Raw genomic sequence first — 14733 nt, forward strand, 5'->3', positions numbered from 1 at the left:
CAACTATTTTCTGCGTCGCCCAAAAATGGCGGAAATAAAACGCGAATAAATACCACCGGGCTGGAAGCTCAATCGTCAATCATATGGAGAGTGCTATGCCGCGCGCTTTATTCTTATTGCTCATTCTGTTTTTTATCGCTCCCAATTCCTGGGCGGCTGACGGCCGTGCGGATTACGACGTCGATGACGATGGTCTGATCGAAATTAATGATTGGGCAGATTTGAACGAGGTGCGCAACAGCCTAGATGGCTCAGCGCTCTATGGCAGTAGTGCCGGCTGCCCTGTAGATGGCTGTGTTGGTTTTGAACTGACTACGGATCTGGATTTCGATACCAACGGTGATGGTGCACTTGATGGCAGTGATACCTACTGGAACGGCGGTGAAGGCTGGCAACCGATTGGTAGCAGTTCGAGCGATGCATTTAGCGGGGTATTTCACGGCAATGGTCACCTTGTTCGCAACCTGATGACCGCACGACCGGACGTGAACAGCCAGGGTTTGTTTGGCGCTATGGTAGACGCCACGGTGCAAGAACTTGGCCTATCCGGACCGTTGATGCATATCCAGGGCAACTCTATGGTGGGCGGACTGGTAGGTTATGCACAGGGAAGTCAGATTACCGCAACTTTTGTCAGCGGTTACATTGATGGCAAGGGAAATAGCGTTGGTGGTTTGGTTGGCTCCGCATTGGGAACCAACATTGTTGCCAGTTATGTCACGGGGCTCGTGAACGGGGAAGGAGACAGGGAGATAGCCGGTTTGGTGGGATACCGCCTGGCGGGCGATGTTATCGCCAGCCTGTCCACCGCGTACATGCAGAGTAGCGTGATTGGCGGCTTGGTCGGCTACAGTTTTTCGGGCGATGCTGCCGATACCTATGTGAGTTACTGGGCGACGGATGCATCGGGTCAAAACATCAGTTATGGGGGCATCCGAGCCACACTTGCCGAACTTCAGTGCCCTACCAGCGCCGACAACACCAGTTGTGCAGAACCCACCCTGTACGAAACCTGGGCTGAATACACCGATGCTCAGGGGAATCTTTACTGGGATTATGGAACCGATACCGAACTTCCGGGATTGCGCCTGCAGGGCCGCCTGTATCGCGACGGCGATGGGGATGGTGCAGAAGCGGACTATGACGATTTTCCTACGCAATTCGCCGCAAGCGTCGACAGTGATGGCGACGGTGCGCCGGACTTTTGGAAAATCGGCTGCGAGGAAGAATGCCGCATCGCAAGCGGCCTGGTTTTGGACCAGTTCCCCGACAGCTTCGCTGCCACCATCGATACCGACATGGATGGCCTGCCCGACCGATGGAACGACGATTGCGACAGTGCCTGCCAATCTGCTTCCGGCCTGACACTGGATGACGACAACGATGGTGATAGTGTTGCCAACATTGACGACGCCTTCCCCGCGAATCCTGCCGCTGCAGCAGATACTGACAGCGACGGGTTGCCAGACGCTTGGCATGCCGCCTGCGATAGTGACTGTCAGACTACCTCTGGCCTCACCCTGGACCCTTCTCCGAATGATACCGACAACGACGGCGTAATAAATGACCAGGATGCGTTTGTCGACAACAGCGCTGCGGCAGTTGATGCCGATGATGATGGTCTGCCGGACGCCTGGCTAGAAAGCTGTGACAGCACCTGCCAATCCAATTCTGGCCTGACCCTGGATACATCCCTGAACGACACCGACAACGATGGTGTGGTGAACGAGGAAGATGATTTCATTAACAACAGTGCCGCCTCCGTGGATGCCGATGGCGATGGCTACCCGGACGCCTGGCTCGAAAGCTGTGACAGCGCCTGCCAATCCAACTCTGGTCTGACTCTGGATATCTCCCTGAACGACACCGATAACGACGGCGTGGTGAATGGCAATGATGCGTTTGTAAATAACTCTGCCGCCGCAGTGGATACCGATGGTGATGGCCAACCCGACGCCTGGCTCGATAGTTGTGACAGTGCCTGTCAATCTTCCTCTGGTCTGACGCTGGATGAAGACAATGATAACGATGGCGTGGTCAACAGCGAGGATCCTTACCCGCTGGATAACGAACGCTCCGTCGACGCCGACGCGCCGGAACTGCTGCAAGTACCACAGGAGATCAGCATGGCAGCCACAGGGGAATCCACCCTGATAACGCTGAATGTCATGGAAGCGCAGGCGATTGATAACTTCGATGACGAACTCGAGTTTCAGGTAGAGCTCAATAGCGAGCTGCTGATACGTAATGAGGATCAGCAGGTTTCGCTGCCGAGCGGCGCTTTGTCCCTGCAGTGGTTTGCCGTAGACGACGCGGGTAACCGCTCCGAGCCTTTGGCGCAGATGGTAAACATCTATCCCCAGGTGCGCTTTGCCGAAGCCGATTCAATCACCGGTGAGCAGCGTGTAGCTCCCGTTGCACTGCGTCTCTCGGGCCCATCTCCGGAATACCCGGTTTCGATATTGGTCAGTTGGGTAGAGTCCGAGAGTATCGCCACGTCGGCAGACGTAGTGACCGAAGGCGACAACGGTGTAAACCTGAGTAAACTGATCGTTACCATCGAATCTGCCGAAGCGCAGGACGATGCCGCGCTACTGATTCCTGTAGCCGCGGATGAGGAAGTGGAGCCGGACGAGTATCTGACACTTGAACTGGCGGCTGCACAGGCAGGCAGTGATACTACGTTCGAAATGCCAATCAACGCTGATCATCAGCGCCACCGTCTGACAATAACCGACACCAATATCGCGCCGACGGTAACGGTCACGGCGGCACAAAACGGTGAGCAGGGTACGGTATTCGTCACCGATGCCGGCGAAGTGACCCTGAATGCCGAAGTCACCGACGTCAACGGCGGCGACAGCCACAGCTACCAGTGGTATACGAGTGAGCTACCGGTGACACCGGGTAACGAGGCATCCTTCACTTTTAACCCGCAATCTATGGCCGTGGGTGAGTACAGTGTCAGTATTGTGGTTACCGATGATGGCGTACCGATGTTGTCCTCGGAGCAAGTGGAATTCACCTTTACCCTCCAGGAAGCCGATGGCGCGGATGGGGGCGATGACGGGGATAACGGCGATGGCGGCAATGACGACACTGGCGATGGAATCTCTACCGGCGGTGGTCAAACTCCAGTGCCGGAAGAGACTGGCAACTCTGGCGGCGGCTCCAGCGGCGGTAGCGTTGGCTTCTGGCTACTTTGCATGATGATGTTCGTTGGCCTGTGGCGTCGGAGATCCCTGGGTTAAACACGGCCCATTAAATACCTAAAAGCCGGTGGTAATCCCACCGGCTTTTTCGGTTATGTGCAGAATTAATAGTTAACTTGCGTTAGCCTGAGTGAATAGCCTTTTATAGCTCTGGGATTTCGCAATGAGGGAGACGCTTTTGCAATCGCCAAACCCCGCCCTTCTGATCATCGATGTTCAACAGGCAATCGATCACTTCGACGATGGCTACCGCATCAACCCCGATGCGGAAAAAACCATCGCTCTACTGCTGGATCACTGGCGAAAGTCCGGGCTGCCCATCGCCCACGTCCGCCACGCTTCAAAATTCCCGGAGTCGCCCTACCACCCCGCCTCTCCCCATTTCGCGTTCAAACCGGAAGTGATGCCGGAGGGCGATGAGCCGGTTTTCACCAAGTCGGAAAACTGTGCATTTATCGGCACCAGGCTCGAGAGCTGGTTGAACGAATGCGGTATCAGTGAAGTGGTTATCTGCGGTGTGCTTACCAACAACTCGATAGATGCGACGGTGCGCGTTGCGGCGGGTTTGGGATATCGGGTTTTGGTTCCCGAGGATGCAACCGCGGCTTTTCCACTACAGCGACTGGATGGGAAGTTTGTGTCGGCGGAGGATATCCAGTGGATTTATCTGAGTAATCTGCACGGCGAATACTGTCGGGTTTCCAGCACAGCAGAATTGCTGTCTTCTTTCCAAAAATCGGCCAATCAGGCCTAGTGTTGCGGGTAATTTATTAGCTGACTCGACCTATCCCGCATCGCAGGCGGTTTTGACGGGAAACAAAAACCAGATAGGCGGGATAAAATCCAGTATGGTGAAAGGGTCAAAATTGAATCGTCTGTTTGGATGAAATTCGCCATGCATCATGAGCAACCCAACAACCCACTGCACGGAATCAAGCTTGAAACCATTGTGGTGAAACTGGAGCAACACTACGGTTGGGAGGGGCTGGCCGAGCGGGTGCCGGTCAACTGCTTCAGAAATGACCCGTCAGTGAAATCCAGTCTGAAGTTCCTGCGTAAAACCCCCTGGGCCCGGGAAAAGGTTGAGGCGCTGTATATCTCCACCTTTACTGGTAATAACCCCTGGAAGAGCTGAACCGGCGATGATCGAGACCCTGCGCAACCGAATCCTGAAACCTTTGCTGATCCTGTGTATTGGCGCACTCTCTGCGTGTACCGGGCTGCCACAGGGTGTCGAGCCCGTTGACGATTTCGAACTGCAGCGCTATCTGGGCAAGTGGTACGAGATCGCACGCCTGGATCATTCCTTCGAGCGCGGCCTGAGTCGGGTGACCGCGGAGTACAGCCTGCGCGAGGACGGCGGTGTTAGGGTTATCAACCGCGGCTACTCCGCGGCAAAGGGCGAGTGGGAGCAGGCGGAAGGCAAGGCGTATTTTGTCGGTGAGCCGGATATTGGCCACCTCAAGGTGTCCTTTTTCGGGCCCTTCTACGGCTCCTATATCGTGTTCGAATTGGGCGCCGATTACCGCTACTCCATGATCTCGGGGCCCGACCGCTCCTATCTGTGGTTCCTGTCGCGAACCCCCACGGTGGATGACACGCTGAAACAGCGCTTTATCGACAAGGCCCGCGCGCTGGGCTTTGATACCAATGCGCTGATTTTTGTGGAGCAGCAATCTCCGTGAAGCGCGCACGAATCGGTGCCAGATAAAATACCGTTCCGTCAAAAAGCACCAACTGTGTCTCTTTTCCCAATCCGTACGCTTCCTGAGCCTTTCCTATACTGCCTGTAGCTGAAAAATTTCCGTGCAGTGAGGATGGTGTGAGCTCAGGCGTTTCCTCCAAATCCGGACCCGGTCCGGTTCCCCCCAAATCCCTCCGCCCGCTGTCGCTCGGCCGGCGGCAGTTTGTTCGCACCCAGTTCCTGGTGGCCGGCGGCCTGCTGGCGTGCCCTGCTGCCCTGCTCAATGCACAGCCGGGCCAGGTAAGGGAGGCGGAAACCCGCTTGAGCAAGTTCTTTGCGGTGTCGCAGAAACTGTTGCATCCACTACCGGTGGACACCCATCTGGACAGGCGGGTGGCGGCGCGTTTGCTCGCTGCGCTGAATCGCGAGTACCCGAGTTTTCCACAGCAGCTGGATTTGTTTCCCGACAATCCGGGGGAGGGTGAGCAGCATTCGCCCCTGGCGCGCCTGATTATTGCCGCGTGGTTTCTCGGAATTGTCGGCAAGGAGCTGGTTACCTACGAGCGCGCCATGATGTACCGGCTGACTTCGGACGTCTTTCCCGTGCGCTCCTACTGTGTGGGTGAGCCCGGCGCCTGGGCGAAGGCTCCAGAAATGAAATTCGGGAGGGTTTAAAGCGTGGCGGGCAAGGAAGCCGAATACGTAGTGATAGGTTCCGGTGTGGCCGGGGCACTGGTGGCGAATGAGCTGGCCAAGGCGGGCAAATCTGTGCTGATCCTGGAGGCGGGCCCGCGGGTACGCCGCTGGCAGACCGTGGAGCGCTTTCGCAACCAGCCGGACAAAATGGACTGGATGGCGCCCTACCCCTCTCCCTCCTGGGCACCGCATCCGGAGTACGGAGAGCGCGCCAACGATTATCTGATCTTCAAGGGCTCCCATAAATTCAATTCCCAGTATATCCGCGCGGTGGGCGGAACCACCTGGCACTGGGCCGCCTGTTGCTGGCGCTACCTGCCCAGCGACTTCAAGATCAAGACACTGTACGGCGTGGGACGGGACTGGCCGATCGACTACGACGATCTGGAACCGTGGTACTACCGCGCAGAACAGGAGCTGGGCGTATGGGGCCCCAATGACCAGGACCTGGGGTCACCGCGCTCCGCGCCCTACCCCATGCAACCCTTGCCGGTTTCCTATAGCGAACAGCGCGTTTCCAGCCGTATGAACCGACACAACCCCAACTGGAAGGTAGTGACCGAGCCGGCGGCGCGCAACAGTCGCCCGTACGATGGTCGCCCCATTTGCTGCGGCAACAACAACTGCATGCCCATCTGCCCGATCGGCGCCATGTACAACGGCATCGTCCACGTGGATAAGGCGGAAGCCAATGGCGCCGAGCTTATCCACAGCGCGGTGGTAAACCGCCTGGTGAGCGAGGGTGAGCGCATTGTTGCCGCCGAATACAAGGACCCCGCGGGCAACGATCATCGCATCTCCGGTAAAACCTTCATCCTCGCCGCCAACGGTATCGAGACGCCCAAGCTGATGCTCATATCCTACGGACGCAAGCACCCCACCGGGGTTGGCAACAGCTCCGATATGGTGGGTCGCAACCTGATGGATCACCCGGGCACCGGGGTGCGGTTTTTCGCAGACGAAAAATTATGGGCGGGACGCGGCCCGCAGGAGATGACCTCGGTAGTGGGGTTTCGCGACGGTGACTTCCGCGCAAAATACGCTGGTAAAAAGCTCAACCTGTCGAATATCTCCCCGGTGGAAAGGGTAACCCGGGAAATCCTGCAGGAAGAAACATCTCTCGATGTGCCGGATCTTACCGCGCGCCTGCGCGATCGTGCCGCCCGTTTTGTAGAGTTCGCGAGCTTTCACGAAATTCTGCCTCAGCCGCAAAACCGCATTCGCCCCAGCACCTCGGAAAAAGATGCCAGTGGCATCCCGCGACCGGAGATCACCTACAGCATCGACGACTATGTAAAGAAGAGCGCGGTGCATACGCGGGAAATCTACGGGGAAATTGCCCGGGTCATGGGTGGCACCGAGGTGCGCTTCTCCGACGACTTCGCCCCCAATAATCACATTACTGGCTCCACCATCATGGGAGAGAAAGCGGAGGATTCGGTGGTGGACAAAGACTGCCGCACCTTCGACCACCCCAACCTGTTTATCGCCGGCAGCTCGGTAATGCCCACGGTGGGCACGGTCAATGTCACTCTCACCATTGCCGCCCTCGCCCTGCGCCTGGCGGATACGCTTATCCGGGAGGGATAGACGTGCAGTATGTTAAGCGCGTCTTGATGATGCCGCTGTTGATTTTACTCACAGCGTTGACCAGCGGTGTTGGCGACTCTGTCGCCCAGGAAGTTTGGGATCGCGCTGCGGCGGTGGAAGTGAATCAGGAGCTGAACCGACCGGAACTGATTGAAAAAGGGCGCTATCTGGCCATTGTTGGTGATTGCAAAGCCTGCCATACGGCGCCCGGCGGCAGTGATTTTGCCGGCGGGCGCGCGATGGAAATGCCCGTACTGGGCACCATCTATACCAGTAACATCACCCCTGATATTAATACTGGAATCGGTGGCTGGACACTGCCGGAGTTTGATCGCGCACTGCGTCGCGGTATCGGCAAGGACGGGCGCAACCTGTATCCGGCAATGCCCTACGAGTCCTATGCGAAAATTACCGACGACGATATAAAAGCGCTATATGCCTATTTTCTTTTCGGTGTCTCCCCGGTACATGAAGCACCACCAGCGAACAAGATTCACAAGGCGTTACAGGCGCGCTGGCCACTTAAAGTCTGGAATTTCCTGTTTGCCCCCGATGAAGCTTTTACACCGGATTCGTCGCAGAGCGATGCATGGAATCGCGGCGCCTATCTGGTGCAGGGACTGGCCCATTGCGGCGCATGTCATACGCCGCGGGGTATCGCGTTTCAGGAAAAAGCCTACGACGAAAATGGCAATAGATTCCTCGCAGGTGGCCCGGTGCTCGACGGCTGGCAGGCTTACAACATAACCTCCGACCCGGTGAGCGGTATCGGCGAATGGAGCGATGAACAGTTGACGCAGTACCTGAAAACCGGGCATGTCAATCGCCTTGCCCAGGCTGCAGGTCCTATGGCTGAGGCTATTGAAAACAGCCTGTCGCGGCTCAGCGACAGCGATATAGCGGCGATGGTGACCTACCTTCGCACGGTCCCTGCAGTGCGGGGCAAGGCGCGTGTAGCGCGTCACTCGCTGGGCACGCCGGCTACCGATGTAATCATCAAGCGCGGCAATCCCCTGGCGGTGGACCGGGCGGCCAACCTGAAATCTGATGGCGCCCGTCTGTATCTGGGCCTGTGCGCAACCTGCCACGGTGTGGATGGCAGTGGCAGCAAGGATGGCTACTACCCCTCCCTGATAAACAACTCCACCGTGGGCGCCGAAAGCGAGCACAACCTGCGGCAGACAATCCTGCAGGGCGTGCGCCGCAATATCGGTGATGACGAAATCATGATGCCGGGATTTGCCAGAGATCTGGATGAGGCACAGCTGAAAAAGCTCCTGGAATATCTTCGCCGACAGTTCGCCACACCCGCCGAAAACACATAGAACACCCGGTCACGTAAGGTCCGAAGCGATTTTTCAGATCTGTACTGGAAAAAAATAATGATATTTGACTCTGGAACTATTTTTGCAGGCCCCGGAATTCCGTAAAAGTGATACGACTGTACCAATACAGTATTGAATTAGCGGTTTTTAACTCCTATCAAGTCCGTTAAAGTCCCCTTTTACCTAAAGTTCGAAGAACCAAAAATAAACACTGAACGGGATGTAAATCCAAATTTATTAAATTATGACCTTTTAAGTGAAAGCCGATGGGTAGAGAAAGCTAGAGGCGCACTAATTACGATCTGCACTTGAGAATAGTGGTGTTAGTCGATGAAAAGAGAAATTTTCAAGAAGTTATTTCTGATAATAATTTTATTACCAGTGAGTGGATACTGTATGGCAGTGTTTGATATTGGAAAGGCCTATACCTTTTCCGGCATGAACTTGAAGATTACACACAAGGGCAATCCGGCGGCTAATGCCAAAGTAACAAGGGTTGTCGAGTGGCAAAAAGAGCAGGTGGATGAATTCACTGCGGATGAGTCCGGTCAGGTCGAACTGCCTGAAGTCAAGGAGCGCTCTCTCACTCAGCTCCTGCCGACACAATTTGTGGCCGCCCAGGTCGTAAATGTTGAGTTCGAAGGAAAAGAATACGAAATCTGGGTTAACAGCAAAATGAGCCCGGAAAAAAATTCAGAACTTGGCGGACATCCATTGGATCTCGAGTGTGAACTTACTCGCGAGCCCGTTGCCGTCGAAGACTTTGACACAATCCTTGTTACCAGCTGTCACTGGAAGTGATACCAAGAAATAAATAGGGAAATAGACATGCCTGAGCTGGATCCGAATTTTGCTGCGCGCCTTGCTACCGGTGCTTACGCGATCAAAAACGAGAAAACCAGAAGCGCGTTTTATACGACGTTTAAAAACTATCTGGAGCTCGGAGAGGACAAGAAGCTAGAGAACAAGGGCCTAGTGGGAAAAACCGGCGGTATTCTCCTGCAAACCTCACACATGATGGGAGTGGCAGCAGAGGGAAAGTCCGGTAGTGAGTATCAAGACCAGGGGATCATTGCGATCAAGGGTACGGCAAGCCTGATGGATGGGCTGACAGACCTGAATGCCGGGATCAAAAGCGCTAAAACCGGCGGTATGGTGCACCAGGGGTTTCTCTCTACCTTTAATTCATTTGTCGATCAGCTGCCTCAATTTTCCCCCAATGTGCATACCATCCACTGTGTTGGACACAGCCTCGGTGGGGCCTTGGCAACATTGACGGCCGATTGGTTGAAATCGAACAGTGGCAAGCAGGTCAAACTCTACACGTTCGGTTCCCCCCGGGTCGGGTTGGAGTATTACGCGCAAAAAACGGAACGCCGTTTGGGCGCCGGTAATATTTATCGTCTCTATCACCAGACCGATCCGGTCCCCATGGTACCAACGTGGCCGTTCTTCCATGTTCCCGATGGTGGAGAAGGTGATTTCCTTTTGCCATCCGGTTTGCACCTCAAGCCCTGGGAATTCCACAGCATGGCCAGATATGCCAAGTCCACGAGGGGTGGCGATGGCAAGCCAGTTGACTGGCCGATACTCAAGTCACGCCGCCCTCAGGATTTTCTTGATTCCAGTATCGAAGCCTGGTTGAAATCCAGCAGCATCGTATCCTTTACCCTTAATTCCGCGCGACTGTTGAGCGCGGCCATTCTGTGGGTGGTGAAGAAGCTGACCAACCTGTTGGGCATCACTGTAGTTATCGCGGGCAGTACCACCTTCACTCTGCTGGATCGCCTGGCCATGCTGATGAGCAAGGGCCTGGAGCTGGCAAAGGATGTCTCAATCTGGGTAACGCGCCTGATCAAGCGTATGGCACAGATGCTCGGTATCGTCGTGCTCGAAGGTGCCGAAATGACCATGCGGTTTATTCGCCAGGTTTTTATCCAGGCGCATCACGCGGTATCCGAGCTGGTACGCCAGGCCGGCCGAACCTTGCACTGATCGCCCGCCACCAGACCGGGGCTAGAGCCCCGGTCTGGCTTTCGATTCGGACGTCTTGCTATCTTTTTCCCGCTTCCCTTCTTTGTTTCTATCCGCCCAGTGATGATCCAGATGTAGATCCGGATCCCGGCGATCTTCCTGCAGTGCCTGCAGCAACTGTTCGCGGTAGATTCTGGTCTGCGCGATGTGCTGGGATTCGTTGCGCCAGTAGGGGAACAGGGATTCCAGCATGCGCTGGTCGTGTTGTTTGAACTTGCGCGCGGCGCGCTGGGCCTGATGCCTGGAGAGCCCCAGCAGCTCCAGCGCGCCGGCACCGATCTCCAGTGCACTGTCTACGGTTTCCCGATAGATGTACTTCACCCCCGCCTCCATCAACGCATACTGGTGCATGCGGTTGCGCGCCCTGGCGAGAATGGTCAGGTGCGGAAAGTGCTTCTGGATACGGCTGACGATCTCCAGGGACGCGGCCTGGTCACTCAGGGTAAGGACAACGATTTTTGCATTCTCGGCACCGGCCGCGTGCAACAGGTCTTCACGGGAGGCATCGCCGTAGTAGGCCTTGATGCCGTAGCGGCGCACCAGCTCAAGTTGCTCGGCGTTGTGTTCCAGCAGGGTGGTATCGAACCCGCTGGCATTGAGCAGGCGCCCGGCGATCTGCCCGTAGCGGCCGTAGCCGATAATGATCACCGGAGAACCGTCGTCGTGGGGATCGGAATCCGGCAGGTCCGGCTGTCGCGGCCCGGCGAAAAAGCGCGGCTGGATCAGCAGTTCATAGGCGAGCAGTAGCAGTGGAGTGACCGCCATGGACAGGGCGATCAGAGCAATGAGTACACTACTGACGTCGTCCGGCAACACCTTGTTCTGGCTGGCGTAGGCCAGCAATACAAAACCGAATTCCCCCGCCTGGGCGAGTGACAGTGCGAACAGCCAGTCTTCTCCCCTGGCCATCCCCCGCACCCGTGCCAGTGCGAACAGGATGGCGAACTTTACCGCCACCAGCAGGATCAGCAGCCCGAGCAATAGCAGCGGTTTTTGCAGTACCAGCGCCAGGTCCAGGTTGGCACCCACCGCGAGAAAGAACAGCCCGAGCAGCAGCCCCTTGAACGGCTGGATATCCGCCTCGAGTTCGTGGCGAAATTCGCTGTCGGCCAGCACCACGCCGGCGATAAACGTGCCCAGTGCCGGTGACAGTTCCAGCCAGCTCATGATGGCTGCGGCGCTCAGCACAATCAGCAGGGAACAGGCGGTAAACAGTTCCCGGGTGCGGGCGCCCACCACCAGGCGCAACAGCGGCGTGAGCAGGTAACGTCCGGCCAGTACCAGCGCGGCGATCGCCCCGAGTACCGCCAGGGCGTAAGTCCAGCCCTGCAGGTCATCGGGATCCTGGGAAATCTCCACCGTCGCCAGCAGCGGCAGCAGCGCGAGGATCGGGATCACGGCGATATCCTGGAACAGCAGCACACTGAAGGCATTGCGACCGCCCTCGGTTTTGAGCAGATCCTTTTCCGACAGGGATTGCAGCACGATGGCCGTGGAGGACAGCGCGAGGATAAGGCCGATGGCAATGGCCGCATTGGTACTCTGGCCGAACAGGTAGACAGCGATCAGGGAGATTGCCGAAGCGGTGAGTAGTACCTGCGCGCCGCCGGTGCCGAAGATGGAACCACGCAGGGCCCACAGCTTGCGCGGCCGTAATTCCAGGCCAATCAGGAACAGCATCAGTGCCACACCAAATTCTGCAAAGTGCAGTTCATCGCTGGTGTCGCCAACCAGGCCGAAGGCGTGGGGGCCGATCAGTACCCCCGCCACCAGGTAGCCCAGCACCGAGCCGAAGCCGAGGCGTTTGGCGAGCGGCACAGAAAAGACGGCGGCGGCAAGGAAGATGACGGTCTGAAGTAGGTAGTTGTCGTGCGGCATGGCCTGTTCTTGTTGGAGTTAGAAGGTATGCCGGGAGTCCGGCAAGCTCAGTCTGGTTGCGGGCTGGGGCCGTCGACTTCGGGGCAGCTGGCGGCGCGGCTGCGGTGAATCAGCGGCGCAATGGTCGAACCCTGGACCACAATGGAGAAGACTACCACGCCGTAGGTCATTACCACCCACAGGTGTCGCAGGTCGTGATTGCCACCCACGATGTAACCGGCGGGAATCGACATCGCCAGGGCCAGTGCCAGGCCGCCCCGCAGCCCTCCCCAGACCAGTATGCGCCCGGTGTACGGATGGTACTTGCGACGCCGTTTGAGGAACATGAACGGCACACTGACCGCAGCGATACGCCCCACCAGCACGATGATGATGGCGGCAACAATCAGCGCGTAGTCAATGGGCCTGAAGTCGATGGTAATCAGGAACAGCCCCACCAGCAGGAACAGGATCCCGTTCATGAACTCTTCGGTGATGGTCCAGAAGTTGTCCAGCTCGTGCTGGCTCACCCGGGAAAATCCGCGTTCGCGGGTAAAGTTGCCGATGATGATGCCGGCCACCACCATCGCCAGGGCACCGGATACGCCGAGAATATTGGCGGTGGCAAACCCGGCGGTGGGGATCACCAGGGTCAGCAACAGTTCCAGGCTGTGGTCGTTGGTGGAGCAGATCAGCCAGTGGAACAAGCCGCCAATGGCGAGGCCGAGGGCGATCCCCCCCAGCGCTTCCACCAAAAACAGGTGGCTGATGGCCGGCAGGGTCGGGTCTGTGCCCTCGAATGCCAGCGCGTAGATCACCGCAAAGACCACCATGCCGAAGCCGTCGTTGAACAGCGACTCCCCTTCCACCTGGATCGATATCTGCTCCGGCGCCTTCATGCTCTTGATGATCGCGAGCACCGCAATGGGGTCGGTGGGAGAAATCAGCGCACCGAATAGCAGGCAGTAGACAAGGTCTACCGGCATACCAATGGCGCCAAACAGCCAGTAGAGCAGGTAGCCCACCACAAAAGTGGAAATCAGCGTGCCGAAAATCGCGAGTACAGTGATTTCCAGCTTCTGGTTGCGCAGCATCAACAGGTCGATATGCAGGCTGCCGGCAAATAGCAGAAAGCCGAGCATGCCCTTGAGCAACAGATCTTCCAGGTTCATCAGCGGCAGCAGCTGCGCCACCCAGTCGCGCAGCTCCACGATTTCCAGCTTGCCGAGGCCGGTGACAATCAGCGACAGTGCCAGCGAGCCGGCGGTAATCGCGATGGTGGTCTGGGTGCGCAGCACATACTGGTTGAGAAATCCGAGGAACACGGACACGGCGGCGAGAAAGCAGAAGATGTAATAGACGTCCATGCCCTGGGGGGTACCTCGATTGGAAGGTTGGCGCGCCGGGGGCCGGCCGGCGCGCCCGGGGTCAATCCGTGAGCGTGCCGTTATTGTAGTCGCGCAGGGTCTGTTCTATTTGTTCGCGGGTATTCATCACGAACGGGCCGTAGTGCACCACCGGCTCATTGAGCGGTCGTCCATGCAGCACCAGCAGGCCGGTGCCTTCGGCTGCATCCTCCGGCGCGCGCAATTGTAGCGATTCACCGGCACCAAACAACACCAGATTGCCGCGCTGCACCGTGCCGCGCTCGGTGGCCAGGGAACCGCGGTAGATATATACCAGCACCGAGTGTTCCGCCGGCAGGGAAAGGGAGACATCTGCACCCGCCGCCAGGCGCACATCCGCCACCGCCGCCTCGGCAGCGGCTTCCTGCAGGGGACCGCACTGGGGTTCGCCGTTCACCTGCCACTGGCCGGCAATCAGGCGCGCCAGCGATCCCCGCTCATCCAGGGACAGCTCCCGCACCTGGCCTGGTTGTATATCCCGCCAGCCGGGTTTGTTCATCTTGTCCTTTGCCGCCATGTTGATCCACAGCTGGAAGCCGTGCATTCCACCCTCGCCCTGTGAGGGCATTTCCGAATGGATGATGCCGCGGCCGGCGCGCATCCACTGGGCGCCGCCCTGGGCAATGGCGCCGCGGTTGCCCAGGTGATCCTGGTGCTCGAATTCGCCACTCAACATATAAGTGAGAGTTTCGATCCCCCGGTGAGGGTGTGGCGGGAAGCCAGCGATATAGTCGTCGGGATTTTCCGAGCGGATTTCATCGATCATCAGGAACGGGCTGAACTCCTGAGACTGGAAGCCAGCGACGCGATGGATCTTCACGCCGGCGCCATCCGCCGACGGATGCCCCGCCACTACACGGGCTGCTGGGCGCACACTGGCGCCTGATGCTTTGTTGTGTGTGAATTCCTGCATGGTTCTGCTCCTCTGT

The 14733-nt window shown here is 57.4% G+C and carries 12 protein-coding genes; 9 read left to right on the forward strand and 3 right to left on the reverse strand.

From position 1 onward, the window contains the following. Positions 1-95: 95 nt before the first annotated feature. From HUW35_RS06660 to HUW35_RS06700, 9 genes are all read left to right on the forward strand, one after another. On the forward strand, positions 96-3251 hold the full coding sequence (locus HUW35_RS06660) for a GlyGly-CTERM sorting domain-containing protein (protein WP_181254818.1): 3156 nt from the start codon (positions 96-98) through the stop codon (positions 3249-3251). A 139-nt stretch (positions 3252-3390) separates the two neighbouring features. Beyond that, positions 3391-3966 carry a cysteine hydrolase family protein gene (locus HUW35_RS06665; protein ID WP_219932661.1) on the forward strand — a complete coding sequence of 192 codons (576 nt, stop codon included), beginning with the start codon at positions 3391-3393 and terminating at the stop codon, positions 3964-3966. A gap of 141 nt (positions 3967-4107) precedes the next feature. Then, positions 4108-4347 (forward strand): VF530 family DNA-binding protein, encoded by a 240-nt coding sequence (locus tag HUW35_RS06670; protein ID WP_181254820.1) that lies wholly within the window; start codon positions 4108-4110, stop codon positions 4345-4347. A 7-nt stretch (positions 4348-4354) separates the two neighbouring features. After that, on the forward strand, positions 4355-4897 hold the full coding sequence (locus HUW35_RS06675) for a lipocalin family protein (protein WP_219932662.1): 543 nt from the start codon (positions 4355-4357) through the stop codon (positions 4895-4897). Positions 4898-5034: 137 nt separating this feature from the next. Beyond that, positions 5035-5571 carry a sugar dehydrogenase complex small subunit gene (locus HUW35_RS06680; RefSeq protein ID WP_181254821.1) on the forward strand — a complete coding sequence of 179 codons (537 nt, stop codon included), beginning with the start codon at positions 5035-5037 and terminating at the stop codon, positions 5569-5571. Positions 5572-5574: 3 nt separating this feature from the next. Further along, positions 5575-7182, forward strand: a complete 1608-nt coding sequence (locus HUW35_RS06685) for a GMC family oxidoreductase (RefSeq protein WP_181254822.1) — start codon at positions 5575-5577, stop codon at positions 7180-7182. A gap of 2 nt (positions 7183-7184) precedes the next feature. Beyond that, on the forward strand, positions 7185-8507 hold the full coding sequence (locus HUW35_RS06690; RefSeq protein WP_255463531.1) for a cytochrome c: 1323 nt from the start codon (positions 7185-7187) through the stop codon (positions 8505-8507). A gap of 396 nt (positions 8508-8903) precedes the next feature. Next, positions 8904-9308: a DUF6795 domain-containing protein gene (locus tag HUW35_RS06695; protein WP_181254823.1), complete on the forward strand. Its 405-nt coding sequence runs from the start codon at positions 8904-8906 to the stop codon at positions 9306-9308. 27 nt (positions 9309-9335) lie between these two features. Beyond that, positions 9336-10502, forward strand: a complete 1167-nt coding sequence (locus HUW35_RS06700; protein WP_181254824.1) for a lipase family protein — start codon at positions 9336-9338, stop codon at positions 10500-10502. A 21-nt stretch (positions 10503-10523) separates the two neighbouring features. On the opposite strand, the gene HUW35_RS06705 is transcribed toward HUW35_RS06700, so the two are convergent. The 3 genes from HUW35_RS06705 to HUW35_RS06715 form a co-directional block, all read right to left on the reverse strand. Then, positions 10524-12419, reverse strand: coding sequence for a monovalent cation:proton antiporter-2 (CPA2) family protein (locus tag HUW35_RS06705; RefSeq protein WP_181254825.1), 1896 nt, complete (start codon positions 12417-12419; stop codon positions 10524-10526). A 47-nt stretch (positions 12420-12466) separates the two neighbouring features. Continuing rightward, positions 12467-13765, reverse strand: a complete 1299-nt coding sequence (locus HUW35_RS06710) for a sodium:proton antiporter (protein WP_181254826.1) — start codon at positions 13763-13765, stop codon at positions 12467-12469. 61 nt (positions 13766-13826) lie between these two features. Beyond that, positions 13827-14717 (reverse strand): pirin family protein, encoded by an 891-nt coding sequence (locus tag HUW35_RS06715; protein WP_181254827.1) that lies wholly within the window; start codon positions 14715-14717, stop codon positions 13827-13829. Positions 14718-14733: the final 16 nt, after the last annotated feature.

The organism is Microbulbifer sp. YPW1, from assembly GCF_013367775.1.
Taxonomy (GTDB): domain Bacteria; phylum Pseudomonadota; class Gammaproteobacteria; order Pseudomonadales; family Cellvibrionaceae; genus Microbulbifer.